This window comes from Martelella limonii (genome assembly GCF_013344475.1).
Taxonomy (GTDB): domain Bacteria; phylum Pseudomonadota; class Alphaproteobacteria; order Rhizobiales; family Rhizobiaceae; genus Martelella; species Martelella limonii.
In genome coordinates, this window is sequence record NZ_JABUOU010000014.1 from 1 (window position 1) to 23,427 (window position 23,427).

Consider the following 23,427-nt stretch of genomic DNA (forward strand, 5'->3'; position numbering starts at 1 on the left):
CCCTTAGCAGGGGAGCGCCTTCGACCACTCGGCCACCTCTCCGGTGAGGCTCGTTTATGGGCAAATGCCATTGAGATCAAGGGTATTTTTCAGAAAATCACTGACGATCACGAAATGGTAGCCTCGCAGAAACTTGCAGAAGAAAGCGGGAACATGATTGGAACAAGCGGCATTGCCCGTGCAAACCCCGTACAGTCCTGTTCCCGCATCGTTCTCAGTCGGCAATCGGAGGCCAGAAGTTTGCCGGCGAAAATGCCCCCTTCTTGTCGAGGAAGGGGCGCTTGAACTCCTCGCTGATCAGTTCAATCTTGTGTTTGCGTTCCTGAGCGCGGAGCCATTGCAGGTCTTCAAGAATGCCTTGGCGCTTCAATTCAGCTTCATCGAAGACTTCCTTGAGGCGCTCGCGGCGGCGTTCCTCAGCTTTTCGAGAGCGATCAACGTCCGCGCTCAGCGCTTCCATGATCTGCTTTTTCTGATCGATCGATAGGGCCGAAAGGTCCAGCCCTTCAACAGTCGGCTTCTTTGCCATATTCATCTCCCTTGTTGATGGAGATGACAAATGCATGATGCCGTGGATCGGTCAAGGTATTCTGAGTAGATGGCGAACCCATTGCGCAAACGCCTCGCCCATCGAAGCCGCGATCACGCCGACCGAAACACCTGACAGCGTAATCAATCCCGCTACGCCAAGACCAAGCGTTTTGATCCGCTTCCAGTCGGCGGCGGCGGCTTTCAGGTCTTTCAATTCCTCGCGCACCTGTGCGTCGGCATGGACGCCAATAGTGATGTCTGTGCGTGCTTGGGCTATGTCGGCCGCAAGCCTGTCAACGCGGTCTCTGATGGCCTTTCGGCTCTCTGTGCTTTCCGCTCTGGAGTCGCGCAAGTCTTGCCTTATCTCGCGCAACTCCTGCATTATCAAATCTGTCTCAGTACCCATGCCGCCGCCCGCTATATCTTACCAACAGCCGAGGCGTTCGCCGGCCCGGTCATTTCCGATCACTCGCAACCCGCCGCCTTCACCGACAGCGAGGAGGGCGACCGTTTCATTCGGAGAGAGGTTATTCGCTACGAACGGTCCGCAGCCGCTCACACTCTGGCACCCGGCCAAGATACTCGACACACAGATCATAAGCGCCAAGACGCTGAAGTTTCGCATCGTCCTTCACCCTTTCTTTTGTTGCATCGAGCGTGGCTTGCGCGACCGCCGCACGTTCGGCGTTGCGGCCTTCGATCCTGGCACGCGGCAGGAAGATGAGTTCCATCATGAGGAAGACCACGGCAGCGCCAACGAGAGCTCCAGCAATCGCCGCCGGCGCTTGTTTCAGTAGGGCGATCACAGCTTCCAGCCCTTCGCCTTGGCGATCTTGTAAACCCGCTCCGTCGCGACACCGATAATCACCGACAGCGCGGCTGAAGTGACTGCGACGACATCGGGATCGGACGCCAGTTCTTTGCCGACCGCAAGGCCGAACAGCGCGCCGGCACCATAGCGAAGAGCAATGCGGGCGGTCGGCCCCATGAGGGCATTCATCATTTCTTGCCTCCGAAAAGCTTGGCGATTGCCATAAAAAAAGCCGCCCATGCGGACGGCGGGGTTTCGGGCTGTGTTGGTGCGTCCGGTGGCGGATCGCTCTCAGTGGGCTTCTGTGCGTCTTTCACGGGGTCAAAAGGCGTATCCCTGATATTCGCCCATTTTGCATACGCCTCGGCAAGCTTCTCGTCATATCGGTTTATCCGATAGTTCGATCCGTTGTAGCCGCGAGCGAACCCGGCCCAATCATGATTCCGCAGTTCGTCGTCGAGGTCCGCGTTGATGATGAAGTTGACCGCCGCCTGCAGGTGGTTTTCCTCGTCATCCATGAACGCGAAGATCATTTCTTCGACGCTGTCATACCCGGCAAGTGCATAGTTGAAACCCATGACTTGCGCCATGCCCCACGAACAAGATAACAGTGCCGCCCGCTCATCGATCGCCATGGCCCGCATCAGCTTGCCATACTGCTCACTTTCCTTGCCGTAGCCGCCCGGCGACTTATTCGCGATCCCGGATGCAACGCCAGCGGCTTTCTTGTCATCTGGCAAGAACTTGTAAAATTTGTGCCGTTCGAACAGGATGCGCGGTCGCCCCTGCTTGTCGAAGCCATTGCCCCGTGTCTCCGCGTCGATGAAAGCGTGGATTTCGTCCTCTCCGACGCCGATCTGATGACCGATGCGTGGCAGGTCGATATCATCTATCCGCTTGGCGCGGCCTTTGAAATAGTTGAAGTCGGTCACTAATCCGCCTCCTCAGGCGTTGCCGCCCGCCTCAGCACGGAGGCGGTGCGGGTGTTCGTGTTGGATTGAGGGTGGGCTAGGCGAAAATCTCCGCCGGTGTTGTCGGGTCCGGCGTCACCGCGAAAGCAGCGAGCGCCACGGGCAGCGACGCTTCATGGTCAAGCCGCAGATTGACGTGGAAGCCCGTGTCAGGCTTCAATATCTTTGTAAAAGAGGAGGATTCCCCATGGCGGAAAAACCGAAGCCTATCGTAGCTGCCCGCTTTCAAGGTCTGCAATCAACGCAGGATTTTCGGATTGGCATCATTCACGTCTCCGATTCCAGTGGAAACGAGATTGAAGTTCATCTTTCGATGGCTGATATGATTGAGTTAGCCAGCCAGTCCCTTCAAATGTTGTCGGCACGCGGACAGGCGCTCGGCCCCGCACAAAACAAAGAACTTGAAGCCGTAGATACTGTCGAAGTTGTCCCCACGAACGCTGCCATAAGCCGCTTTGCGACTGATCAACCGCTCGACGGAACGGACCTCGTTTTCCGACTCGGTCCAGATGTTTCAATCGGTTTTCGTGTTGAAACTGAACTATTAACTTCTCTCGGCCAGTTGGCGACCAAGAAGCACTCTTAGGAATACGTCGGAAAGGGGCATAGATTCTAGTCATTCCGCTTTTCCATGCTTGATTGTGGGGAGCCAGCGATTGTCTGTCACGCAAACCGTTCCGCCGGGGTCGTTGGCTCCGGCGCCACTTCGAAGGCCGAAAGCGCCTCGGGCAGGTCCGCGCCGTCCTCGATCCGAATATTGACATGGAAACCTTCCACGGCGGCCATGACCGGATATTCAAACCCTTCCGCGTCCGTTTCCGTCTCGCCCGTCTGCTGATAGACGGTTCCATCGCAAACCGCGCCGACAGCCTTCACGATCAGCATGCCCACGGGCAGACCGGTGTCATGATAGGTGATGCGAACCACCTCGCTTTCGCTGGGTCGGATGACAATGCCGGCCGCCTCAAGCGTCGCCAGCGCTTGCGTATGGTCCGCGAATTTCAGAAAGACATCATGCATAGGGCACCGCCTTTGCCTGAAGATCGGCATCCGTCATGCGGAACGGCCAGATCACGAGTTGATCATACCAGCCATTGGCGAAACGGTCGGTTGAAGCATCCCGATCCCGACCGAGATAGACGAAATCAAGTTGCGCGTTCAACGAACTGGCGCTCGATTTCACGGAGCCGCCATTGTAGGCCGCCGATCGCAAGGGCGCCGCCCGATCTATGCTGGCGGCAACGCCAGCAGCCGGCGTCGGCTGCGTCAAACCGGTCTCGATAACGAGGCTTGGATCGAACCGCAGCGTTCCTCCAATGTCGAGGGATATGATCGGGAAGAACGATTCCGCACCCATGATCCTCATCGAACCGCTGCCGGAGAGCCCCTGAAACTGGACCAGGAACGAGGCTTCATTGCTCCGCAGCAGCGCCACAACAGGCTCTGTCAGTTGCGCTTTGTCTGCGGGTCTGGTGACGGCGCTGCCTGCGGTCGGGACATAGGAGGTTGCATGAGAGCCGAGTTCGAGTTGGGCGCTCCTTACATCCCCCGAGACCGTGATTGTCAACGTTCCAGCGGCAGCAGAAAATGCTATCCTGCTCCTGTCATTCGCCCCGGCACCTGCCAGTACGCCAGAATACGCACCTGTAAGGGTCACCGAACCGGAGCCATAGAAACTCAGGACATGGTTAGCATTTGTTACCGTGACCGATTGTGTCGCCAGCACTGCCGAATTGAGAAGCAAATTCGTCGCCGGTCCCTCCAGCAGCAACTGCCTTCGGCCATGCGTATAATCGAAGCGCGGCTGATTGGCCGCAGCTGTCTGAATCAGGCCGCCAGCATCGATGTAGGTCGCCGCGCCCGCGCGCGTGAACGTGATCATGTCCGTGAAGGTTTTAACCAGCATAGCGGTTCTCCGCGAAATTCAGAATGGCCGCAGGACTGGCACTCTCACCGGTGGCTGCATCGATGGCGAGATAGGCGGTGGACGTCCACCATGCCCGCATTCTCGTCACGAAGCTCAGTCCAAATCCAAGTGCTATCATTGTGGCGTCTCCTGCACTTCGGCTTGTGAAGCCAGGACGTAATCAGCGATTTCCGCAGGCCCGGAGGTCGCCACGTTTTTCTGTTCTGTAGCCATTTATTCAGCCTTCCATGAAATACCGTCAAGAACGACATACGTAGCAGTTGAAATATTGCGGATTGTAATGTTCCCGTCCGCTTGCACATCAATTCGAGCTGGATCCCCAGCGTCGTTTGTCGCGGTAATAAATACGAGATCCACTGAGGGGCGAAGATTGACAGGGAGCACATAAAAAACTGTCCCGTCTGTTTTTGTTCCTGTGTTTACACCCCCTGATAGCGTGACAACTCCATCCTCAGAAACGCGAAGTCTCGCACTGGCCGACGACCATCCATTCTGAAACAGGCTTGGCACTGATCGTGGCGAGATTTCGGGGGTCATCTTGCGGAACATCTTGTCTGCAAGCGCGCGAGCAAAAGCCATTGCGATCAGCCTGTTTGTTGCCAGCGTCCCATGAATGTTGTCGCGAAGGCCATTGTCCACATCGGCAAGCGCGATGTAGTTAGCGATCATCGGCCCCAGCGCTTGCTGAAGGTCGATACATTTGATCCCGCGTTGCGCACAAAGCCTTACGATTGCAGCCCTCGTTCGTGCTCCAGCGGCATAGTTGAATGTCTCCCCGCCTTGGCCCGACAAGGCTTGCGTATACCAAAGCGGAGGGATCGCAACTATTGGCTCGCAGAATGAAGCCCGCAGCAGAGACAGCAACCCGCCGTCACCATCAGTGAAGCCTAGATTTCCAAGCGTCGTTTCCGCAGATGCGCCGCCTTGGATATCGTTTGTTCCGATCAAGACTAATCCATAATTGCAAGACCTGGTTCCGTTGTTGTTGATTTCCGTGACCATGTCGGAACTGTTCGCTCCAGCAACCGCAACATTCACGACTTCGAGCAGGCGGAGACCAAACGATCCGTCCATGGTCTGACGCATCTGAGACGGCCAATCACCCTGAATAGGCGCAGAAATGCTATCGCCAACAATCAAGAGGCGCGACGGCGCTGGCGTTTGAGAAATGCTGCGATTGTTCTTGCTGACAAGTTCAATCTTGACCGAGGCAGAGGCATCGCCGTACGAGCCGAACCCAGCGTCATAGATGATGCCGTCGCCGATATCCTGCTTGCCGATGACTTCCATGCCGTTAAGAAGAACCGACCATGTACGGTGATCGATGATGCGGATCGTCCACATCGCGTTTGCAGGCTGCATTGAGAGATGATCGGATCGCGCTATCCAATCCACCGCAGACGACACAACGCTGTCACCTGTCAGCTTGTAGGCATAGAGACCTGATCCGCTGCCAGTAGGGGTATAGAAAACGAAATATCCACGGCTCGTTCGGATAAATGCCGCACGCTGATAGCTGCCAGCACCGAACACACAGTTTAGCTCCTGACCCCCGCGCATTGGCGTGAAAGAAGCCCGCCATGTTGCGTCGGAAGATGTGGGCCAGTTTATCTCACTCGCATCACCTGTAGGGGCGGCTGAAGGCGTCCATGTGTCGCTGGAAGGCCATGCAATCGTCGCATGCTCCATATTGATCGCATCAACATTTGAATAGAAGGACCTATCAATGTCTCCCTCACCAAGCCACATGTCTTTCTGCGACTGAGGTGTTGTATATGATGGCGTGAAAGTGTGGGAGAAATCGACCCCGGTGCTGTCCTCGTAGTTGATCGTGAGTTCTGCCGTAACGCGTGGAGGAGTCCCGCCATAAATAAGTACCGCTCCAGTTATCGACGCACCTGGATCAACTTCGATCGTTACGCCCTCGAAATCAAATCCGGGGAGAGTATCACCGATGTTGTAGTCGTTTGGACCGAGAAGGATTGCTGTACCTTTTGCTACGGTGTACCCTTTTGCTGATGTCAGCGCTGCTCGGCCTGTACCAAAATATTCGGGGCGGGCCTTCGTCTCGGCTAACTCATACCAAACATCCGTTACGGCATCATCGAGTGTAATGAAGAACTTACCGTCATGCGACGGCTCGCTTGCCGCCTTCTTGTACAAAGCTCCTCCGCCATCACCTGATGCTGCATAACCCGCAGTGCGAATATAATCCGGCGCAAGAGTAGGCGCGAATGCTTCAGCGGTCGAAATGTTTGCGAACTGCGGATCAATGACCGTCGTCATTACCCCGACAACGACGTTCTTCGCATCCTCAACCACCGCAAGAATCGCCGAAGACGCTTGGTCTGAGATCAAGCGAAATTCCGTGCCCGTATAAACGCCAAGAAGCTGCATTCCAGCCACAACGCCGCCCGCCGTGATCTGATTGCCACTGGCTGACCTGATGGGAACCGCAGCGCCGCTATTAAACACGACCGTCATATTTCCGGTGTTCGTGTTCACCACTGGAAGCGTCACAAGCATACCTGTGGTCAGCGGAATGTCAGTTGTTGCCGTGATTGCATTTGTGCCTCCGGTATTGGTCGCCCTTGCATACTGATAAGGTAGCGAAAGAATACGGGTCCACGATCCTGATCCGGATACACCAGACTTGATGTAGATGCCGTTGTAGGCAGCAGTGCTATCGGCATAAACCCACGCAAGAGCGCCGGCATCGTGCGCAAGATCTGCGTAAAGTAGCGCGCGTGTCGTCTTGGCTGTTCCTCCAGTTGTGTTGACAAATGCCTTGACCGAAGCCTCCATTTCGACGGACCAAACTTGCATCTCGCCCATATTCGGGCCGCGCGCGCTTCCATCCGGATTTTGCGAAGCCCAAATCTCAATGCCGCTATAAGTAAAGATATCTGCCATGGTTGCCTCAGGTGTTGAAAGTTGTTGATGGGCCAGGCGTGCCATCTGAAGTAAGCGCAAAGATGCTGAAGGTCTTACCTTCGTCTCCTGCGAAATTAGAGAATGTCACCGCGTCACCGGGTCGGCATTCTGTGGTTCTGTCGATGAAGAGCGGCGCTGTTATACGGATCGCTACGACGCTTATTTCCGCAGGCGCTTGCACCGTTACAAAGTGACTTTCTCCGGGCCCGGTGTTGTTTGAATCTGTGATTGTAGGAATGCCGGGCAATGTATTATTGACCGCTACAATTCCATTGAAGATGGGTGAAAAGCTTGAAGCGCTTTCGCCGTCGATCGCACGCACTCTTCCGTCAAGCACTTGACCCGTGAAATCCCCAGAAACGTATGAAAGCGTTCCGGTTGCACCTCCCGATTCAGTCATGGCCTGCCACGGATTAGGATTACCCCCCGTATAACTGCGGTAATTCGCCTCCGCTCCGTCATAGCCAACTGCAGCGTACTGAAGGCGCATTTCATACCCGCCACTCGGATATTGCACCTGAGCAAATGCCGTTGGAGCGCTTGGTGCATCAATCGATGACGTGAAGCCAATTTGTGGCCTGTCTTCCGGCGGATCCGCTTCATCCGTGGCGGGATTAAATGGAGATAGCGCGGGCCATACCTTACCGCTCAGCTTGACAACACCGTCCGCGTCACTCACCTGCGGAGCGCTGATGCGAAGCTTTGTCGCCGTGTCCTCGTCTGGAAGGATTATGGTGGCGTAGTGCTTGTTCCATGCCGCTAAGCCCACCATGTTTGTCGTCATCGAAACGGTCGATGCGCGTTGAAGATAAAATAGCCTGCGGGCAATACGGCAGGCCTGCGATACGGAAGGGCAAAACGGCAAATCAACCGTGAATTCCTTCGGCCCATACTTGTTGATTTCGGCGGTGACATTGGCCCACGCAATGCCGGTCATATCGACCTGAGTCAGCTCGTAGTCCATCTCTGGCGCGTAATACTTCACCACGCATTTGTTTGGCCGCTCCGCCGCGTCAGGGCCGAGCTTTTCCGTTACGTCAATGCAGTAGTCTTCCGCGCTGCTGAAATCGACCTCAGACGCGGGGTCGTCATCAATCAGGGCGATGTAATAAAGCCCCTGATCGGTCTTTCTCAGTTCGCCACCAATGCTTTCCAGCGCGTCATTGAGCGTCTCGCCACGAGTGCCGGAATGCTCCCATATGCCCCAAAATCGTGACCGCTTTTCCGTGCCTGTCTTCGTCGAAACCAGAACGTCGGCAGCATTGGCCGAGGCTTGCATGCGCGTCATATCCCAAAGCGAGGCGCTGAAGTATTCAGGAAGCCGGCGCATCATGTGCATGACGTAGAGCGGCCCGTTGTCGGACCACTGCCATGTCGCCTCATTTTCCGCGCTCTGTGCCCCGTCGCGCGGGTCATAGATCGGAGAGGCGCGGACAACAACTTCAGCCTTGTCGAACTCGCCCTGATAGAGCGTCAGAAACTTGTCGTCATCGATGCCTGGATTGTAGAACGTCAGTAGGCTTTGAAAGATGCCTCGGTTGCGATGGTTCGCGGTCCATATGCCGGGGAATGCGCTAACAAGCGCAGGCCATGCTATTTCCGTGCCGTCTCCTATCTTTGTCTGCCACGTCGCCCATGATCCGCCCGGCTTGCTCCACGGCGGCGACTGGACAAGTCCAGTATCGCTGTCAACCACGACTTCTTTCCCGGCAAGCCAATATTCCTCGACCCCATCAATCGGCCCTTGGAGGTGGCAAATCTCGCGCCAACGGGTAGACCCATCCGTATTGCCGAATGCCTTCAGTCCGCCGATGCGGACACGTCCACCGGCCTCAATGACCGCCGTCTCGTTGTTGGAGAACGTGTTCTTGACATCGTTGCCTTTTAGAGCTCCGGACCTTCCTCGACCGAGACTTCCCGCCAGAACGGTTGCACCCAAGACCACGTACGGAAGAACGTTTGCAACGGCGTTGGCAACAGCACCCGCCACACCAGCCGAATAGAGGAACGAAAAGATCGCATTGCTGATCGATATGATTTCGGCATGCGCCGGAACCGCCATCGCGAGATACGATGACGTTGCAAACCAGAGGATGCTTTTTTTCATTGGCCTTGATACCCAACCGACCATGCGGCTATGACATTCGCAGGTCGAACAGGGAGGCGCTTAACGCCGTCATTGAAGCGACTGGCAAAACCTCCTCCGTACGCGAAGAAGATGCCGCCAACCGGGCCGCTGATAGTCGTGTTCAGAATTCCAACATCGCCGGTTCGGACCCGATGAATGGGGATTTCATAGATGTGTGATTTAGCCAGCGCTTCTTGCCATAAGGCATACAGAGAGCCTGCCTCTGCTATCAGCCTCTTGGCTTCCTTTCGGCTTGACCATTGCGGAAGCGGGACATCAATTCCTCTCGCGTCCTTGATCCAAAGGGCCGCAAAAGCGGAGCAATCATCCACGCCCCATGTGATCGGCGTTTCGCTCCACTGCGCAATCCAATCAGCCCAAGTCATGCAACGATCACCTCTTGGACATCGACACCTACGAACTGCAAACCCTGATCACCGGGATAGCGTTCAAGCTGGCCGCTGTAGTTCCAAAGCCCGCCCCATTCGAAATTGATCGCGGAGAACTCGCTTTCGATATTGATGTTGACTATCCTGAAGCGCTGTCCGTCGGCATTCCCCCAGTGTCTGGAAGGGGCAGAGAGCTTCCCCCTGAAAAGCAGCTTTAGGCCGGAGGGCCATATCGTCTCTGTTTCGGGGTCAAAGCAGGCCCAATAGATCGTTGCCGACTGTCCTTCGATATTCGCTGCCTGCTCTTTGATCGAGGCAAGGAATTCAGAGGTGAAGCCGGATAGAATGATTTCCATCTTGGCCGTCTCTCCGAACCTGGAATCGACAACGTCACCGACGCTGATCAACTGATGCTTGTCAGGGTTGCCAACACCTTCCCAAGTGACGCCATCAATGACCTTTCGCCCTGAAGCGGTGTGCACCCGCCAAATACTGTCATCCGGCATCGTGATCTCTGCAAACCACGCGCGGAAAATCGACATCGATGAGCCGAGGAACTGCTTTTCGGCTTCTGTGAATTCTGTGCTCATGATGACCTCAATAAAAAAGGCCCGCCGAAGCGAGCCTTTCTGTTTAGTTTGATATGCCACACTATGGCGTTGGTTGACTTGGCGCTACACAATGAACCTTGCCTGCCGTGCCCAACCATGCACCGACCCGGCCAGCCTCTCCTAACCTTGCCTGCCGACCATGCCAGACCTCGACCTGCCACACCGGACCTTGCCTCGCCTGCCAGAACCCGCCTTAGCACGCCCCGCCTAGCCTAACCAATTCGCGCCTTACCTGCCTTAATCCATTCCGGGCGCGGGGTTGATAGGAGAACTCCCGCCGTAACTCCATGGGCTCAATTGAACTTCTTTTTCGTGGCGTCTATCACGTCGATCAGGTCGGAGAATTCCGAAAGATCGGCGTATCGCCTGCGCCAAGCCTGCAACTCTCGCCATGCCTGTTGCAGAACCATATCCCGGGTCTTCGTCATCGACATGGCGTGACTGGTTTCCCGATAGTGCGGGATGCCGGCTTCCGCGACATGGACATACGCTCTCTGCCTGACCGCCGGGCGGTCATCACTGACATAGACGGCTACCACAGATCGGATCAGACCGCGCGCCTGCTTGAGCCTGTATTGATGCGCCGCCGCGCTGTCATCCCACTCGAAGAACGAATGCAGCGGCGAATTGTCATGCTTGGCATCGTCAAGAATGTCTTCAGGGGTCAGCTCGCCCTTGAAGCGCTGCCGGAGCATTTCTAGATGCTCACCGACTTCCTTCGCATTTTTCGACGCTCCGGCCTGAAAGCGAGCCCCTTCGGCAAATTCAAATCCAGCGATCCGCATCACGCAGCCTCCAGATTTTCAATCTCATCCTCGGTCGCAACATGGAACATGCCGTACATGCCGTCCTTTTCGGGCCTCCATTCCCCGACGCCGACCGCGAAGCCCGCCACATTCAGAATGTTCAGTATCTGCCCTTCGCTCAGGACGTTGCCGTTGTAGCGAACCAGAAGCCGGGCATGCCAGTCCGGAAACTCGCCGCGATACCGAATGTCTGCGGTGCCCATCCCGATCCGAACCGTGTCCTCGCGCATTGAGGGCTCGCAGCCCTCGATTTTCACGAGATTGTGCCGGCCCTTCGTACCTTCGAACACACCCTGGACGTCAACATCTTCGCCGAGGATATGGAAGGCCTGCCGGGCGGCGATTTTCGTGATCCCGGCAACAGACGTGCACGCAGTGACCGCCGCGCTCTTGAAGCCGACAGACGGAAAGCCGAAGCCGTCCTTGAGGCGATACAGCGAGCTTTCGAAGTCAGCCTTGGGGTCTTTCGCTTCCTTCGCGCCCTTGGCTTTCTTCATCTGCTTGTCGAGCATTTCCCGCTTGGCCTTTTCAGACCACGCATGAACGATCAGAGGGCTATCGCCGATGACGGCTACCTCCATCATGCGAATGTCAAGCTTGGGAAGTTCTATACCGATATTCTCTTTCTTTGCTACAGCCATTTCAGTCTCCATAAGCGCCCGGCCCGCCAAGCCCGGTAACGCACAGGGGTTCGCTTTCACGAACACCGGGGCTTATGAAGCTCAGTGTTCGCGTTACATCCTCATTGGCGGCGAGGAATTTCAGAATTTCATGATGCGTAAAATTCGTTGACTAGCCGATCGAACTCCGGACCCTCGATGCCAGCCAGAGCGGCGTCAAGAATGCGGTTGAATGCCGATTGCTGCGGCTTTGTCATCTGAGCGACGAGAGCGAGAATTCTTGCGGCTGCACTGCCGCCTGTGGTATTTCCACGATCAGCCATATCAATCTCCAACAAGATTGGTTTCGGTTAGGGCCGGTGCGGAAGGTGGTGCTTCCCATCGGCCTGATTTTCATATATAGGTTATTCTACTGCCCGTCAATAACATATATAGGAAATTATTTATGCCACCTCGCGGACGTCCTTCTGCATTTCCGATAAAAAAGTTGATCGCTATTGATCAGACGATACTTGATGCCGTCGAGGCATACCGCTCAGAGGTTCAACCGCCGATCAATCAATCGGAAGCCTTCCGAACCATCCTCCGCGACTGGCTCATCGGCAACGGATACCTCAAGGGCTGACTTGACTTAATTTCCCAGCCGCGTAACCATCGCTACGGGATGGCCTTTCGGAGAAACCAATGAAGCGATTTATCATTATGGCGGCATGTCTAGCGCCGCTCGCTAGCTGCGGAACCGTGGCTGAAAACGCTGACGTTGGTGTTGGCTTCTCAATGGGGCAACGAGCGATCGAGCCTGTTGAAGAAGTCCAGATCGTAGAAACTGGCCCGCGCCAAACGGACCCTAAGCAGCGAGTCGAGGGGTATAGCTGCAAGAACAAGCTTTGGGACCCACGCGCAAGCAAAGACAACGCCGTCAATCTGATGAAGAAACAGGCGAAGGATCGCGGTTACAACACCGTTCATTCTGTGACTGTCGCGAACGATCCGATGGCTCCTATCAAAAACTGCTGGGAGGGAATCATGGCCAGAGGCATTGCCTTCAGCCAGTGAAACTCTCTCTGATGTAGTAGTCCTGAATTTCGATCAGCGTCACATTCGCCCCCTGAAGCAGGTAATCCGTGCGGGACAGGTCCGCGCCGTCTTGCCCGGATAGTTTCACCGCGAGAACTGGCCTCAAAGTGCAGTAGTCGCCTGCAGATACCGCCTTTCGCAGCGGAGGCCAGATGCGATAAACGCCAAGGTCGAGAACCTCCGTCACTTTGTATGCGCCAAGGTGAAACGGGAAGAACCCGATCACGTCGCCAAGGTCCAGAGACCGGCCCCACCATTCATCGGTGAGATAGATCGTTGTGCTATCAATCGGCGATCCGGTTTCAACCTTAACCACAGGCGGAGCGCCTTCGTTGTACATGCCGTTGGAATAAGGAAGCGAGGTAGGGACGTACTCACCAAGCAGCGTTTCGATGGAATCGTAAAGGCTGTATTCCCCGGTTACAAAATCCAGCGAAGCGCCGATATAATCGTCTAATGCATCACCGGTGACCGTCGAGAAATCATAAGGACGATACACCAATCCCGTATTTGGAACATTCGCAATTTCAACGCCAAGCTCTTTCGCATCCCGTCGATCCGGATCAAGGTAGGGCCAGCGAGAAGCGTTCGCGCCACCATGCATCGCCGTTGCCCATCCTGACAGAAGGCGAGCGCGCAAGCCGCGCATCGGTCCAAACGTGACCTTGAGAGCAACAGCTCCGAAGGGAGATGCGTAATCCTGTGTGAAGTTGCCAATGGTCGATGTCTGCCCCGCCCCGACCGTGCGAGGACCACCGGGATAGGACTGTTCGACAATCTCAACGTCGGGAGCGTTTAGAAGTCTGCGGGTCATCGGCGAACTGGCCTCTTGAGGCTGGATGCCTGGTTGTAGCTTGCAACGCGGGCCTGCTCGCCCTTGAGGTTCGACGACATGGCCTCATTGGTGCGGCGCTCAGACGAGGCGACGACACTTTCAACATAGGGGGCGATCGTGCCGCTGCTGTCGGCCGATACGCCAACCGTGACGTGCACGTTCTGCGATTGGTTGCTGTTCGCCGGACGTGGCGCTACGGCTCTACCCTTATGCATCGCGTCAAGATTGCCGCGCCCGATACGATCGACTGCGGGCTTGGAGAACACATATTCACCGCCATGAACAACGCCAGCGACTTTAGACGCCGCGCCATTCCCGGTATACCCACCAGAAGCAAAGCCGATCCCGAGCAGCCCGCCAAGGACACCCTGAAGCAGACCGCCGCCGAAGATTCCAGAACCACCCTTCGCGACGTTGACCTTGTTGAAATACTGAAGGACGGTCTTGCCTATATCCATCAGCACATCGCCGATCTTCTTTGTGCCGTCGAGAATACCCTTGAGCGCGGAGCCGATCCCCTGCCCCAACTCTCCGACCGCATCGGCCAAGGTCTTCCGCAACTTTTCGGCGGCGCGCTCGGCTTGATCGATCGCCTTCTTGGCAGCGCCTCCGGCTTTCCTTCCAGCCTTTTCGCCCTCATCTCCAAATGAACGGATGCTGTCGGCAAGGCCCATGATGCGTTCTTTGGCATCACCGATATACATCGTAGCCAAGCTCGTTGCGCCGCCGATATAATCGACACCTTGTGCTGCATTGAAGGCCTCACTGGCCATAGAGGCATTGCGATCACGAGCGCCAGCAAATGGGTTCGGTATTGATGGTGCTCCAATATCTGGAATGGTATTCAAGCCGCCAAACATTTCCATGCCCGGCAAACTCTTCATAAGGCTGCTGATGCCGCTTATAAACTTGTTCAACAGGGCTATTTGACGGTTCACCATATCGGTAACGACCTTCAGAACACTGTTTGCGGCCTGCACGAACAAATCACCGAGCGCGGAAGGGATATTGCTCCACGTGGCGATCACGGCATCATAGGCGCCTACCAAAGCGCCTATGATGTTGTTGCCAGCATTCTTCGCTTCAGCAACGATATCAATGCCGATAGCCTGAGCGATTTCGTCACGGAAGATGTAGACAGCAGCAACCACGGCAGCGATTGCTCCGATGATGAGCGTGAAAGGCCCAGCAGCAGCGGCCCATGCCACTGCAAATCTAGCCGCTGCGCCGACAGCAGCAGCGCCAAGACCCCAAACCGCTGTCGTAACGGTCGCAATACCGCCGAGAATGGCAGGGGCATACATCAGCGCCAGAGCGCCAGCCGCATACCCGCCATAGGTGACGATTGCTTCGAGATTGTTTGCGAGGAAATCAAGAGCGGATGCCGCTGCCATTGGCCAATTGACCATCTGGATGCCAGCCGCAAGGAGCGCGGCAAGACCGATCGAAGCAAGAGATATGGGCGAGATCAGGGAACGGATTGCCGTGCCAAAGACAGAAGCAGCCGATGCGCCGCTCTGCATGGCCATCTGCATCTGCCCAGCGATCTGCGTGCCTTGCTGAAGGCCAATGATCATCGGGTTCATGCCCATTGCGGCAGTAACTCCAATGTCCTGAGCCTGTGCAGCAAGACCAGAGAAGCTGCCACCCATGCGAGCCGCCGCGCTGTTCTGGTTCGCGGCCATCTTGTTGACCTGAGCCGCCGCGCTTGAGGCCGATGCTCCGAGGCGCTTGTTCGCCGCGCTTGCGCCGTCTGCCGAAGCCTCAAGACGATCTGTCGCCCCTTCCGCCTTCGTAGCAGCGCCGGCAAGCGTGTTCAGATCGCCGGTTGCCTTCTTCGCGCCTCGGCTGTCAATCTCGATACCAAGCTGGGCAATGTCGGCCATGTCATTTACCCTTCTTCGCTTCACTACGCTTGCGCGCCTGATCGTGTTCTTCGTTGACCGCAGCCAAGTATGCATCGTCCATGGCAAGCAACAGGCCGATTTCCTCACGCATCATGATTTCACCCGTAACGCGAGAGAACGTCTCAATATCGCCGTATCCCATCGGCTCCGGTCCGCTCATTCCCGATCGGATGCGAACACGGATGCGCCAGAACCAGTCCTGTATCTGCTCAGACCCTTCGGGCCATTCCGGCTCCGGCGTCAGATGCGATTGCTTGAAACGCGCATTCCTCTGAGCGCGCGTCTCGCCATTTTCGTCCGGCGTCCCATACCGTGCCGTTATTTCGACGGCTTCGATGCAGCCTTGCCGGATTGAGTGGTAAAATTTCCGAAGGTGTTTGCAGCCTCGGCCACCTGCTGATAAATCCAGCCCTGCTCGATCAGCACCTTAACCTTGTTTTCCCATGTATCCGCAGGGACGCCGAGATTGCCATAGGTGTTTTCACCCCAATCCCATGAGGCGATGCATGCGGCGGTCTTTTCAGCTTCCTGCTCTTCCAGCTTCTTGGCGCTGAGCGTCTTGCCTTTCTGGCGAAGCTCGACGTTCTCGTTGGTGTGGCGGCGGATGACCGCAGACACATCGTCGCTGCTGACCGATCGGATCTTCATGGAGATGCCGACCGGCTCGTCCGTTTCAGGATTGACGATATCGAGGCTGAACAGATGGGATTTGTCGTGAAGCTTGGAGATATCCACGCATGCGCTCCTTACGAGATGGTCGTGGCGGCGGACGTGGCGGTGACTTCCGTGCCGACATTGCCCGTGGCGGTTACGGCCACAGTGATATCGTTTCCGCTTTCGCCAGCACCAACGGTGTATGTCGAAGCCGTCTCTCCGGAAATGGCAACGCCTTCGGAATACCACTGATAGGCCAGAGAGATCGGGCCGGAACCGGTCCACGTTCCGCCGGTTGCGGTCAGAACCTCACCGACAGATGCCGTGCCGCTGATCGTGGGGACTGCGGAATTCGCGAGGGTGACCAGCGCTTCGGGATCGGCGTAGACCTCGTAATCCGTCATCTCGAACGCGACAGTTTCGATGTCGAAATCCTCAAGCTGGGCGTCTGGGCGGGACGGCAGGCCGATGTGGGCCCGGTTGTATATCACAGTGTTGGTTTTGCCGACCGGCGCATCATTCATGACGATTGCCACGGGATAGGTGTAATCCCGGTCCAGACCACGCAACAGCTTCTGCCCCGGCGCATCGGAAGCGCGGGCATATTCCACCGAACCCGAACCCGGAGTGCGAACACCACGAGCCTTGCGGGCAAGTCCGTCCTTTATCAGGTTGTAGGTCGGATAGTTCGTCTCCGTACCGGTGGCCGGCACCTGCCCGACGTTCTCGACCTCAAACCAGTCGGTGATTGCCTCATATTGAGCCTGCGTCAGAGCCGAGCCATATGCGGTCTGAGACACAAGAACGCGCTGGCCTTCGCGCGTCCGCACGTTATCATAAGCCATGTTTCGCTCCTTTAGATTGCGGTGGCTTCATAGGGGATGGTGATCGGCATCTTGATCCGGTCATCATCGATAATCGGGCCTGAAGCCCACGGAACCCGGTTCACGACGACTTTCGCGCTGTCCGAGAAAAGGATTGTACCCTTGGCAAAGTGGAGGATGACCTCATGGGCGATATCGAGCGGTTTCACGATACCCGCGCCCTTGGTGTACATCACCGAGACCTGAAACAAGCCCTGACGCATCCCCTGCCCTTTGCCAACAGAATACGTGACGGTCTCGTTGGGGATATGCTGGGCCTCAAGGAAGATGCTCGCCTTCGCCCCACCCTCTCCGGGATAGTCCACATTCGGCCAAGCGATATCGAGCGCCGGGATGAACGTCAGAGCCGAAAGACGGTTCGCCAACGCCACAAAGATGTTGCCGTCAACGCCAGTTGCCATTAGCGTGCCGCCTCATGTCCGATAAGTTGTCAGAAAATCAGGTTCACGACCTGCTGTTTCGTTGTCTTGCCCTTCTTTCAGGCAAGGAAGGCGATACAGTGCTTGCGGACACCACGGTTAAGGCAGCGCACCGCGCACTGATGCTGCTGTCCTTAGGCATCCTGAAGGCCCAAGAAGAAGAGACGCAAGAGAACGAGGCGATTAAAGCCCGAAAGCCTTCCGAACCCGATTAGTGTTCCGTTCCACAATCTGCGGCCATTTCTGTGCCGCTGTTCTCACGAATGCATCTGGCGGCTGACCACGCGCGCCGTATTCCCGATACCCGGCATAATTTGCGGTGTAGCCGAAATAAAGCGTATCCTCGAAATCAGAGCCGGCGATAACCGCCTCGACCTGACCGAAATCGAAGCTGTATTTCTGCCCCGGCGATGGCTTTGCGCTTGGATTAATGGATGGCATTGCCGCAGTGGACGCCAAGAGGGAGCCCCAAAGAAACCCGGTCTTATATCTCATGCGACCGCCCTCAGAGTCGAGCGTCTGCATATCCCTGACAACTTCCTTGGCGCTTTCGTTCCGGACGGCCTCTGCCGCTTCTGGAACCTTCTTGGCCCAATCGCGAATGGTCGCGGAGAATGAGAGCTTAGCCATTAATGCGCGCCCGATATTTCCTATAACCGGCGGCGATGTAATCTACGTCGTATTCGTCCCTGCACTTGCATCCGATCTTGTGACGCGCTGGCGCTTTTGGATCATGCGGGTGCATCATTCGCGTTCCGTCCGCCATAACGAAAGGCTCGTCAATCTGAACCTTCACGTTGTTCATTGCGACGTGCTGCAATCGGGGATGCCCAGATCCAGAATGCTTCCACTTTTTTTTCACGTCGCTGGCGGAAAGTTTACCGCTATCTATCTGCTGCCTCATAGCGTTTGCGCGGGCGGAGAATAGCGCCGTTCTCGTTTCCTCCAAGCCGATTGTGTCGGCCCTCAGCTTCAGGTTCCTATCCTTCAGTCGATCAATGATGCGTGTCAGCATGTCGCGATCAACGGGCCTTTCTTCCCGGATCGCCTTCGCCACGGTTCTGTCAAAGCGCTTGTCGCGGGTTCCTAGCGTGAGATATTCCCGCATCAACTCAGGATCGCCCGACAAGAGCTTCTGACGCGCGCTTTCGATAAACCTGATCTGCGGTTCATTCAGACCGATAAACCCGCCCTCACGCCTTCCTGTGACGCGGGAAACGCGGCCCACGACATCAAGCGCCGTCCGTGTCGGATTGTCGCCACGTGCCAGCCCCTCGGAGAAAGCAACGCGTAGTCCCTGACGTTGATCCTCCGTGATCCGGGTTACCAGCGTCGAAGACTGTTCGCGGACAAGTCTTTCCGCCTCAAGGTTGCGAACACTGAAGGTCCAGACCACGGCAGGGCCATCGGGACGGCGCAGGTTCGGCAGTTCATCAACCATCGCCTCGCCGCCATCGGCAAAGGCTTCCTGCAATGAGCGCTCAAGCACTCCGAACGCAGCCGGGTCAACCTGGATCGCGTCAATCGCGCCCTCGATATCACCTACGCGGAGACGAGCAGTCACCACATCGAGGATGACGCGAGACCGGATCGTTGACATGGCATCCTGAAAAGCCGCTGCTACCTTCGCGCGGTGCTTTTCATAGAGTTCGTCAAAGATCATTTCGACCGGCGAAGGAATGCATACGTAGTGAGAGGGTCAACCTTCCCCGTCTTGCCGTCGTACTTGACTTGAAGGTCAATCTTAATGTCGCCGGGGCCTTTGATATTCGATACCGCCTCAGACGCTCGTTCCGCCGCAGCGCAAAGGTTGTCGAGAGCAACCGTCAATTCTGCTATTGATTCCATGGCGTCTTTGGCGTCGAAGCCAATACCAAGCTGTGCAAGTTCCATAATCTTTCCCTTCACCCAACGAAAATGACTTCGTACATGATCACAGGCCCGTTCGGGTCGGGCTGAAGCGGCTGAACGCTCTTGATCGTGTATTCCTTGCCAGCGAGTAAAAGCTTGTCAGCTGTCGTCGGCACAATCTCGAGGTTCGATGCAGCGATATATTCGCGCCGGTCTGTCGCCTCGATCAGCGTGCCCTTTACCTTCGTCATGTCTAGCATGTCCTGAAACAAGGTGCACGGATACTCGACAGGTGTTAGCGTCGGATCATATCCGCCCGTCGTTTCCATCCTGATGATTGCAGCCGTGCCGCCAACCTCGGCAAGCGCTTCCGTGACTTCTGCGGCGACCGCGGCCCAATCTTCCGCCATCAGGTATCAGCGATCCACGCGGCTTTGTCTCCGGTCTTCACTTCGAACCAATCGATGCTATCGGCTCGAATATAGTGCCTTGGCGATGTGGTGGGATCTGGATCGACGCCAAAAGCAACATAAGCAGCGACAGAGGCGTAAACACGGATCACCGCTCGGTTTCCGTCGTTCGGCAGGTTTGGAACGGTGTTGGTCGAAGCCGTATTAGATGCGGTCTCTTCCGACCAGATAGACCGACCATTGACATTTACCGGATCGTCTCCGGGCGTTCTTGCAATCTGACAGCACCCGAAGTGCACACCTGTAAGGGCCATTGATCAGCATCCTTGGATTGATGGGCCGATGGATTTCAACATGAAATTCGGCATGTTTCGGTCATAGACATAAGGCAGGAATAGCGCATCAATGAGCGATGACGTGGGCATATAGGCGTAATATTTGCTGCTGTCGCCCGTCACCGTCCATTTGATGCCCTTGACCTCGGTGAGCACCTTCTGTTCCGATGCGGTGTATGTCTTCGAGAAGAAGCCAGGCGTTGCTAGTTCATACGAGGCAGCGACATAGGTTCCTTCTTCAGCAAGCGACAGATCATGTCCATCGGGCGTGAAGTCTGCGGCATAGCCAGCAGCCACCAGATTGGAAACATAGCGCATGCGGATATAGTCTGAGGCCCTGACCAGCGCTGCGGTTGCGTCGGCGTCTGATGCGTCCGTAGGCGCACTGTCGCCACGCTCAAGAGCATAGGCTCGCCACCCGGCAATCGTTCCGTAGGTCATCAGGTCGCACTCACATTTCCGGCGTATTGCCCTGAGACTGAAGCGTTGTAGGCCGATCCAGACGTGTAGGCGAATTGGATCACGACATCACCCAAAGCCGGGGTCACGTTCCCACGCGGCGACGGCAGCGTCAGGCCGGTGTTTATCGCCGTAACGCCGGTAAGCTTGAAGGCTGTGGCGACGTCTGTCAGTTCCCCGCCCGATTGGCCAAGCTTGAGAGGATGGTCGAATATTCGGTCGCGCTCGATTGAGCGGTCAGAGGTGTTTGTGAAGCTCACGCCTTGCACCAAGGAAACATCAGCGTCAGTGCCGTCAATTCTCGTTATCACGCCAAGACGAACGGACCCCGCAGAGTTGGCCGCTTTGTCAACCAGCAGGAACGTCGAATACAGATCAATTCGGCCAGTGTCGTTGTGCGGGAAATTTGTCGTATCCGACAGGTCAACCAGCATAGCGTAAGTCGTGCCCGATATCCCAGATCCGGAATACGCGATGAACTTCGGAGCGTCTCTGTCGCTGATGGCGAATGGATAAAGCCCCGACCCGGTAAACGTCGATAGGACGAATGAACCTTGAGCCGATCCCCCATTCACATACCGAACACGATGCGACCGTGGCCCCTTCACAAAGGCATCAAAGCGCGCTTCACCGGCGCGAATGTCGTATTGCTTCGAAAGGGTGATCGTTACGCCGCCATCTGGCGAAATATCAACGAACAGTGTGCCGTCTTGATCTGCCTTGACGTTGAACCCGATATGCGGGTCAGTGTTGCTAACCCACTCGCCGGTGAACGTTCCAGATGAAGTTAGCTCAACGTCAGTGCTATTTGCCGCATCAACCGAACCCTGCCCGCCAGCAGAAACAGGGTTTCCATCCTGGTCAACGGCAAGAACAGGAGTTACCTCGACGCCGCGACCACCGTCACCTGTAAGATTTGGCAGTTGGTCAACCATGGTCGCGGCCTCCGATTATTCAGGCTTATGGAGCTCGACAAATGCGTCCTTGTCGTCGTCAGACATGGCGTCGAAGCCTTCGAGATCGCCCTTGCGCATATTCTTGGTGACGACAGCGCCGTCCTTGGTGACGGCATACCAGCCGGCGGACTGCTCGGCGATGGCATAGCCAGTCTTCGGCGGTTCGGTGTTGTCCGGATTGACAACGGGCTCCTTGCCCTTTTCGTCGCTGACGATGTCATAGCGACCGCGCCATTTCGTCGGCTCTTCCTTGACGGTCAGTTCCGTGCCGACCTCATATTCCTTGCCTTCGGCACCATAGATGCCGGTCGTGGTGCGGCCATGAGGGGCCTTCAGGCGGATTTTCATCGGGTTGATCCTTGTTGAGAAAAGGCCCCGCCCGAAAGCGAGGCCAAGCCATGTTACGAGCTGGTCGAGTAGATGACGCCAGCCTTGCCGTTGTAATCCGCCCGGATTTCCAGACCCATCGCACCCATGCAAAGGAACTGGTAATTCGCAGTCGGATACTGGCGCGGCATTGCCGTCGTGTTGACAGCCATGCCGATCAGGGGCCGGATGTACTCGGCGGACGGAACGAAAGCGAAGAACTCGTTGCCCGTCAGCTTGTAGGTCACCGCGATCTTGTTGATGCGGCGGTTGGTCTCCAGGTAGCTCATGAGCGTGCCGCCCTTGAAGCCGCCCGACCCCGAGTAGGACCGATCGAAGTTGCGCCCGATCTCCGGAGAGATGTAGACGTTGACCGGACGCGTGATCAGGTTCGCATCCATCACCGCCCCGAAGGTCTGGGTAAAGAATGCGTCGATCGCGTCGGACGTGGTGGATGCGGACGTCAGGTCGATGTTGGCGCCGGACGCGCCGATGTTGATCGTCTTCGACAGAGCGTTGGAGCGAATGCCGGTGGCTGCGTAGCCCTGGAATACGATGTTGTCATCGCCATCGAGGGAGTAGTCGGCCATGTCGCTGCGGAGCTTCGCAACGGTGGCCTCCTGATCGTCCGCCAAAGCGTCAAAGTTCTCCGACTGCAGGGTGTTCCATTCCCGCCATTCACGGCCATAGCCATCCTGGAAGATCGGAACGACAGTGCCGCGATAGTCATAGACGACCTTGTCCATCGGAACCGGCGTCTGACCACTCATGGAGCGAATGACCGGCGCATTCGTGTCGGACGATACACGGGTCATATGGACCAGCTTGCCGATGTTCACCGGCTTGGCCAGCGCCATCAGGTCCGACATGAACACTTCACCTTCATCGTCGCGCATGACGCGGCGGGTGATGGTGTCCATTTCCAGCCATGCGTCGCGCGGAAGCACGGCGGCGGCGTTGCTGAGGCTCGCCATGTGGTCTTCGACCTGGTGGAAGTGTTCACGGTTGACCGTGAGTTCATTCCACCATTCACGGTGCGGTCGGGAGTTTGCGACGAGCTGTTCGTCAAAATAGCGCATCTGGTTACCCCTTTACGCTGCTGCCGTCAGGTAGCCCTTGGCCACGCGAGCGCGGACGAGCTGACCAGAACCGGACGTGTTGTTGTAGGCCTCTTCAGCGAAGAAAACGACCATGTCGGAAGTCGAGGCGATGGCGAGTTCGCCATTCGCAGCCGGCGTCAGGGCAGCGCCGCGAGAGACGTTGTTGCCGGTGGCCACACGGACGTTGAAGAACTGTTCGTCCAGCGCTTCCATGCCCATGGCGACATCGCCAGTGGTATAGGCATCATCAACGCCCTTCATGGCGAGATAGTTGTCCTGAAGGACATAGACCTTGCCAACGGTCGAGGTGCCCGCCAGAGCCCAAGCAGCGCCGTTTTCTACGACGATGCGGCCGGGAATGGCGTTTGCCGGGGCGGTGCGCTCCTGGACCTGAGGCAGAACCTCAGATACAGGGCCGGCGTAGATCTTGTTGTACCGAGCCATGG

Annotated in this window: 34 protein-coding genes; 3 read left to right on the forward strand and 31 right to left on the reverse strand. The window is 56.5% G+C overall.

Annotated features, from left to right (window positions below; genetic code table 11):
- Window positions 1–214: 214 nt before the first annotated feature.
- From HPQ62_RS19775 to HPQ62_RS19795, 5 genes are all read right to left on the reverse strand, one after another.
- The gene (locus tag HPQ62_RS19775) at window positions 215–529 is read right to left on the reverse strand and encodes a hypothetical protein (RefSeq protein ID WP_174804329.1); all 315 of its coding nucleotides are present in this window, start codon (window positions 527–529) and stop codon (window positions 215–217) included.
- A 51-nt stretch (window positions 530–580) separates the two neighbouring features.
- A complete protein-coding gene (locus HPQ62_RS19780; RefSeq protein WP_174804330.1) occupies window positions 581–937 on the reverse strand; it encodes a DUF1515 family protein in 357 nt (118 codons plus the stop codon).
- A 121-nt stretch (window positions 938–1,058) separates the two neighbouring features.
- On the reverse strand, window positions 1,059–1,337 hold the full coding sequence (locus tag HPQ62_RS19785) for a hypothetical protein (protein ID WP_174804331.1): 279 nt from the start codon (window positions 1,335–1,337) through the stop codon (window positions 1,059–1,061).
- Window positions 1,334–1,534: a hypothetical protein gene (locus HPQ62_RS19790; RefSeq protein WP_174804332.1), complete on the reverse strand. Its 201-nt coding sequence runs from the start codon at window positions 1,532–1,534 to the stop codon at window positions 1,334–1,336. The genes HPQ62_RS19785 and HPQ62_RS19790 overlap by 4 nt, the downstream gene beginning before the upstream one ends.
- Window positions 1,531–2,274, reverse strand: coding sequence for an N-acetylmuramidase domain-containing protein (locus tag HPQ62_RS19795; RefSeq protein ID WP_174804333.1), 744 nt, complete (start codon window positions 2,272–2,274; stop codon window positions 1,531–1,533). Before HPQ62_RS19795 ends, HPQ62_RS19790 begins: the two co-directional genes overlap by 4 nt.
- A 226-nt stretch (window positions 2,275–2,500) precedes the next feature.
- Between HPQ62_RS19795 and HPQ62_RS19800 the strand changes: the two genes are divergently transcribed.
- Window positions 2,501–2,899 carry a hypothetical protein gene (locus HPQ62_RS19800; RefSeq protein ID WP_174804334.1) on the forward strand — a complete coding sequence of 133 codons (399 nt, stop codon included), beginning with the start codon at window positions 2,501–2,503 and terminating at the stop codon, window positions 2,897–2,899.
- A gap of 77 nt (window positions 2,900–2,976) precedes the next feature.
- On the opposite strand, the gene HPQ62_RS19805 is transcribed toward HPQ62_RS19800, so the two are convergent.
- The 10 genes from HPQ62_RS19805 to HPQ62_RS19850 all read right to left on the reverse strand — a co-directional run bounded on the left by HPQ62_RS19805 (window position 2,977) and on the right by HPQ62_RS19850 (window position 12,051).
- On the reverse strand, window positions 2,977–3,333 hold the full coding sequence (locus tag HPQ62_RS19805; RefSeq protein WP_174804335.1) for a hypothetical protein: 357 nt from the start codon (window positions 3,331–3,333) through the stop codon (window positions 2,977–2,979).
- Entirely contained in the window at window positions 3,326–4,219 is an 894-nt protein-coding gene (locus tag HPQ62_RS19810; RefSeq protein WP_174804336.1) for a hypothetical protein, read from the reverse strand. The genes HPQ62_RS19805 and HPQ62_RS19810 overlap by 8 nt, the downstream gene beginning before the upstream one ends.
- On the reverse strand, window positions 4,209–4,358 hold the full coding sequence (locus tag HPQ62_RS19815; RefSeq protein WP_174804337.1) for a hypothetical protein: 150 nt from the start codon (window positions 4,356–4,358) through the stop codon (window positions 4,209–4,211). Before HPQ62_RS19815 ends, HPQ62_RS19810 begins: the two co-directional genes overlap by 11 nt.
- A gap of 95 nt (window positions 4,359–4,453) precedes the next feature.
- On the reverse strand, window positions 4,454–7,153 hold the full coding sequence (locus tag HPQ62_RS19820) for an SGNH/GDSL hydrolase family protein (protein ID WP_174804338.1): 2,700 nt from the start codon (window positions 7,151–7,153) through the stop codon (window positions 4,454–4,456).
- A 7-nt stretch (window positions 7,154–7,160) separates the two neighbouring features.
- The gene (locus HPQ62_RS19825) at window positions 7,161–9,281 is read right to left on the reverse strand and encodes a phage tail protein (protein WP_174804339.1); all 2,121 of its coding nucleotides are present in this window, start codon (window positions 9,279–9,281) and stop codon (window positions 7,161–7,163) included.
- The gene (locus HPQ62_RS19830) at window positions 9,278–9,688 is read right to left on the reverse strand and encodes a DUF6950 family protein (protein ID WP_174804340.1); all 411 of its coding nucleotides are present in this window, start codon (window positions 9,686–9,688) and stop codon (window positions 9,278–9,280) included. Before HPQ62_RS19830 ends, HPQ62_RS19825 begins: the two co-directional genes overlap by 4 nt.
- Window positions 9,685–10,281 carry a transcriptional regulator gene (locus HPQ62_RS19835; RefSeq protein ID WP_174804341.1) on the reverse strand — a complete coding sequence of 199 codons (597 nt, stop codon included), beginning with the start codon at window positions 10,279–10,281 and terminating at the stop codon, window positions 9,685–9,687. Before HPQ62_RS19835 ends, HPQ62_RS19830 begins: the two co-directional genes overlap by 4 nt.
- A 314-nt stretch (window positions 10,282–10,595) precedes the next feature.
- On the reverse strand, window positions 10,596–11,087 hold the full coding sequence (locus HPQ62_RS19840; RefSeq protein ID WP_174804342.1) for a hypothetical protein: 492 nt from the start codon (window positions 11,085–11,087) through the stop codon (window positions 10,596–10,598).
- A complete protein-coding gene (locus HPQ62_RS19845; protein ID WP_174804343.1) occupies window positions 11,087–11,815 on the reverse strand; it encodes a hypothetical protein in 729 nt (242 codons plus the stop codon). The genes HPQ62_RS19840 and HPQ62_RS19845 overlap by 1 nt, the downstream gene beginning before the upstream one ends.
- Before the next feature lie 62 nt (window positions 11,816–11,877).
- Window positions 11,878–12,051 (reverse strand): hypothetical protein, encoded by a 174-nt coding sequence (locus tag HPQ62_RS19850; protein WP_174804344.1) that lies wholly within the window; start codon window positions 12,049–12,051, stop codon window positions 11,878–11,880.
- 361 nt (window positions 12,052–12,412) lie between these two features.
- On the opposite strand from HPQ62_RS19850, the gene HPQ62_RS19855 reads away from it, so the two are divergent.
- Entirely contained in the window at window positions 12,413–12,784 is a 372-nt protein-coding gene (locus HPQ62_RS19855; protein ID WP_174804345.1) for a hypothetical protein, read from the forward strand.
- Here the strand turns inward: HPQ62_RS19855 and HPQ62_RS19860 are convergent.
- The 6 genes from HPQ62_RS19860 to HPQ62_RS19885 form a co-directional block, all read right to left on the reverse strand.
- Window positions 12,774–13,619 carry a hypothetical protein gene (locus HPQ62_RS19860; RefSeq protein WP_174804346.1) on the reverse strand — a complete coding sequence of 282 codons (846 nt, stop codon included), beginning with the start codon at window positions 13,617–13,619 and terminating at the stop codon, window positions 12,774–12,776. The two genes, HPQ62_RS19855 and HPQ62_RS19860, sit on opposite strands and share 11 nt — an antisense overlap.
- Window positions 13,616–15,526 (reverse strand): hypothetical protein, encoded by a 1,911-nt coding sequence (locus tag HPQ62_RS19865; protein WP_174804347.1) that lies wholly within the window; start codon window positions 15,524–15,526, stop codon window positions 13,616–13,618. Before HPQ62_RS19865 ends, HPQ62_RS19860 begins: the two co-directional genes overlap by 4 nt.
- 1 nt (window position 15,527) lies before the next feature.
- Window positions 15,528–15,689, reverse strand: a complete 162-nt coding sequence (locus HPQ62_RS19870) for a hypothetical protein (RefSeq protein ID WP_174804348.1) — start codon at window positions 15,687–15,689, stop codon at window positions 15,528–15,530.
- A 176-nt stretch (window positions 15,690–15,865) separates the two neighbouring features.
- Window positions 15,866–16,282: a hypothetical protein gene (locus HPQ62_RS19875; RefSeq protein ID WP_174804349.1), complete on the reverse strand. Its 417-nt coding sequence runs from the start codon at window positions 16,280–16,282 to the stop codon at window positions 15,866–15,868.
- 11 nt (window positions 16,283–16,293) lie between these two features.
- Window positions 16,294–17,046, reverse strand: coding sequence for a phage tail tube protein (locus HPQ62_RS19880; RefSeq protein ID WP_174804350.1), 753 nt, complete (start codon window positions 17,044–17,046; stop codon window positions 16,294–16,296).
- Between the two features lie 11 nt (window positions 17,047–17,057).
- A complete protein-coding gene (locus HPQ62_RS19885; protein WP_174804351.1) occupies window positions 17,058–17,486 on the reverse strand; it encodes a phage tail terminator-like protein in 429 nt (142 codons plus the stop codon).
- A 14-nt stretch (window positions 17,487–17,500) separates the two neighbouring features.
- Here HPQ62_RS19885 and HPQ62_RS19890 point away from each other — a divergent pair, with 14 nt between their 5' ends.
- Entirely contained in the window at window positions 17,501–17,719 is a 219-nt protein-coding gene (locus HPQ62_RS19890) for a hypothetical protein (RefSeq protein WP_174804352.1), read from the forward strand.
- Here HPQ62_RS19890 and HPQ62_RS19895 read toward each other — a convergent pair.
- The 10 genes from HPQ62_RS19895 to HPQ62_RS19940 are packed head-to-tail and all read right to left on the reverse strand — an operon-like array spanning window position 17,688 to window position 23,425.
- The gene (locus HPQ62_RS19895) at window positions 17,688–18,134 is read right to left on the reverse strand and encodes an HK97 gp10 family phage protein (protein WP_174804353.1); all 447 of its coding nucleotides are present in this window, start codon (window positions 18,132–18,134) and stop codon (window positions 17,688–17,690) included. The two genes, HPQ62_RS19890 and HPQ62_RS19895, sit on opposite strands and share 32 nt — an antisense overlap.
- The gene (locus HPQ62_RS19900) at window positions 18,127–19,167 is read right to left on the reverse strand and encodes a head morphogenesis protein (protein ID WP_174804354.1); all 1,041 of its coding nucleotides are present in this window, start codon (window positions 19,165–19,167) and stop codon (window positions 18,127–18,129) included. Before HPQ62_RS19900 ends, HPQ62_RS19895 begins: the two co-directional genes overlap by 8 nt.
- Window positions 19,164–19,397, reverse strand: a complete 234-nt coding sequence (locus HPQ62_RS19905; RefSeq protein WP_174804355.1) for a hypothetical protein — start codon at window positions 19,395–19,397, stop codon at window positions 19,164–19,166. Before HPQ62_RS19905 ends, HPQ62_RS19900 begins: the two co-directional genes overlap by 4 nt.
- 11 nt (window positions 19,398–19,408) lie before the next feature.
- Window positions 19,409–19,765 (reverse strand): hypothetical protein, encoded by a 357-nt coding sequence (locus tag HPQ62_RS19910; RefSeq protein ID WP_174804356.1) that lies wholly within the window; start codon window positions 19,763–19,765, stop codon window positions 19,409–19,411.
- Entirely contained in the window at window positions 19,765–20,079 is a 315-nt protein-coding gene (locus HPQ62_RS19915) for a hypothetical protein (protein ID WP_174804357.1), read from the reverse strand. Before HPQ62_RS19915 ends, HPQ62_RS19910 begins: the two co-directional genes overlap by 1 nt.
- Window positions 20,080–20,082: 3 nt before the next feature.
- Window positions 20,083–20,541 carry a hypothetical protein gene (locus HPQ62_RS19920; RefSeq protein ID WP_174804358.1) on the reverse strand — a complete coding sequence of 153 codons (459 nt, stop codon included), beginning with the start codon at window positions 20,539–20,541 and terminating at the stop codon, window positions 20,083–20,085.
- Window positions 20,541–21,494 (reverse strand): hypothetical protein, encoded by a 954-nt coding sequence (locus tag HPQ62_RS19925; protein WP_174804359.1) that lies wholly within the window; start codon window positions 21,492–21,494, stop codon window positions 20,541–20,543. The genes HPQ62_RS19920 and HPQ62_RS19925 overlap by 1 nt, the downstream gene beginning before the upstream one ends.
- Window positions 21,495–21,509: 15 nt before the next feature.
- Complete coding sequence (locus HPQ62_RS19930) at window positions 21,510–21,863, reverse strand: hypothetical protein (RefSeq protein ID WP_174804360.1); 354 nt, start codon at window positions 21,861–21,863, stop codon at window positions 21,510–21,512.
- 53 nt (window positions 21,864–21,916) lie between these two features.
- Window positions 21,917–22,960, reverse strand: coding sequence for a major capsid protein (locus HPQ62_RS19935; RefSeq protein ID WP_174804361.1), 1,044 nt, complete (start codon window positions 22,958–22,960; stop codon window positions 21,917–21,919).
- A gap of 12 nt (window positions 22,961–22,972) precedes the next feature.
- Window positions 22,973–23,425: a hypothetical protein gene (locus tag HPQ62_RS19940; protein ID WP_174804362.1), complete on the reverse strand. Its 453-nt coding sequence runs from the start codon at window positions 23,423–23,425 to the stop codon at window positions 22,973–22,975.
- Window positions 23,426–23,427 lie beyond the last annotated feature (2 nt).

Bases quoted from the DNA above. Each gene is read 5' to 3' on its own strand.
- HPQ62_RS19775 (WP_174804329.1), bottom strand. From the start codon at position 529: ATGGCAAAGAAGCCGACTGTTGAAGGGCTGGACCTTTCGGCCCTATCG.
- HPQ62_RS19780 (WP_174804330.1), bottom strand. From the start codon at position 937: ATGGGTACTGAGACAGATTTGATAATGCAGGAGTTGCGCGAGATAAGG.
- HPQ62_RS19790 (WP_174804332.1), bottom strand. From the start codon at position 1,534: ATGATGAATGCCCTCATGGGGCCGACCGCCCGCATTGCTCTTCGCTAT.
- HPQ62_RS19800 (WP_174804334.1), top strand. From the start codon at position 2,501: ATGGCGGAAAAACCGAAGCCTATCGTAGCTGCCCGCTTTCAAGGTCTG.
- HPQ62_RS19805 (WP_174804335.1), bottom strand. From the start codon at position 3,333: ATGCATGATGTCTTTCTGAAATTCGCGGACCATACGCAAGCGCTGGCG.
- HPQ62_RS19810 (WP_174804336.1), bottom strand. From the start codon at position 4,219: ATGCTGGTTAAAACCTTCACGGACATGATCACGTTCACGCGCGCGGGC.
- HPQ62_RS19815 (WP_174804337.1), bottom strand. From the start codon at position 4,358: ATGATAGCACTTGGATTTGGACTGAGCTTCGTGACGAGAATGCGGGCA.
- HPQ62_RS19820 (WP_174804338.1), bottom strand. From the start codon at position 7,153: ATGGCAGATATCTTTACTTATAGCGGCATTGAGATTTGGGCTTCGCAA.
- HPQ62_RS19825 (WP_174804339.1), bottom strand. From the start codon at position 9,281: ATGAAAAAAAGCATCCTCTGGTTTGCAACGTCATCGTATCTCGCGATG.
- HPQ62_RS19830 (WP_174804340.1), bottom strand. From the start codon at position 9,688: ATGACTTGGGCTGATTGGATTGCGCAGTGGAGCGAAACGCCGATCACA.
- HPQ62_RS19835 (WP_174804341.1), bottom strand. From the start codon at position 10,281: ATGAGCACAGAATTCACAGAAGCCGAAAAGCAGTTCCTCGGCTCATCG.
- HPQ62_RS19840 (WP_174804342.1), bottom strand. From the start codon at position 11,087: ATGCGGATCGCTGGATTTGAATTTGCCGAAGGGGCTCGCTTTCAGGCC.
- HPQ62_RS19850 (WP_174804344.1), bottom strand. From the start codon at position 12,051: ATGGCTGATCGTGGAAATACCACAGGCGGCAGTGCAGCCGCAAGAATT.
- HPQ62_RS19855 (WP_174804345.1), top strand. From the start codon at position 12,413: ATGAAGCGATTTATCATTATGGCGGCATGTCTAGCGCCGCTCGCTAGC.
- HPQ62_RS19860 (WP_174804346.1), bottom strand. From the start codon at position 13,619: ATGACCCGCAGACTTCTAAACGCTCCCGACGTTGAGATTGTCGAACAG.
- HPQ62_RS19865 (WP_174804347.1), bottom strand. From the start codon at position 15,526: ATGGCCGACATTGCCCAGCTTGGTATCGAGATTGACAGCCGAGGCGCG.
- HPQ62_RS19870 (WP_174804348.1), bottom strand. From the start codon at position 15,689: ATGGGATACGGCGATATTGAGACGTTCTCTCGCGTTACGGGTGAAATC.
- HPQ62_RS19880 (WP_174804350.1), bottom strand. From the start codon at position 17,046: ATGGCTTATGATAACGTGCGGACGCGCGAAGGCCAGCGCGTTCTTGTG.
- HPQ62_RS19885 (WP_174804351.1), bottom strand. From the start codon at position 17,486: ATGGCAACTGGCGTTGACGGCAACATCTTTGTGGCGTTGGCGAACCGT.
- HPQ62_RS19890 (WP_174804352.1), top strand. From the start codon at position 17,501: ATGTCCGATAAGTTGTCAGAAAATCAGGTTCACGACCTGCTGTTTCGT.
- HPQ62_RS19895 (WP_174804353.1), bottom strand. From the start codon at position 18,134: ATGGCTAAGCTCTCATTCTCCGCGACCATTCGCGATTGGGCCAAGAAG.
- HPQ62_RS19900 (WP_174804354.1), bottom strand. From the start codon at position 19,167: ATGATCTTTGACGAACTCTATGAAAAGCACCGCGCGAAGGTAGCAGCG.
- HPQ62_RS19905 (WP_174804355.1), bottom strand. From the start codon at position 19,397: ATGGAACTTGCACAGCTTGGTATTGGCTTCGACGCCAAAGACGCCATG.
- HPQ62_RS19910 (WP_174804356.1), bottom strand. From the start codon at position 19,765: ATGGCGGAAGATTGGGCCGCGGTCGCCGCAGAAGTCACGGAAGCGCTT.
- HPQ62_RS19915 (WP_174804357.1), bottom strand. From the start codon at position 20,079: ATGGCCCTTACAGGTGTGCACTTCGGGTGCTGTCAGATTGCAAGAACG.
- HPQ62_RS19920 (WP_174804358.1), bottom strand. From the start codon at position 20,541: ATGACCTACGGAACGATTGCCGGGTGGCGAGCCTATGCTCTTGAGCGT.
- HPQ62_RS19925 (WP_174804359.1), bottom strand. From the start codon at position 21,494: ATGGTTGACCAACTGCCAAATCTTACAGGTGACGGTGGTCGCGGCGTC.
- HPQ62_RS19930 (WP_174804360.1), bottom strand. From the start codon at position 21,863: ATGAAAATCCGCCTGAAGGCCCCTCATGGCCGCACCACGACCGGCATC.
- HPQ62_RS19935 (WP_174804361.1), bottom strand. From the start codon at position 22,960: ATGCGCTATTTTGACGAACAGCTCGTCGCAAACTCCCGACCGCACCGT.
- HPQ62_RS19940 (WP_174804362.1), bottom strand. From the start codon at position 23,425: ATGGCTCGGTACAACAAGATCTACGCCGGCCCTGTATCTGAGGTTCTG.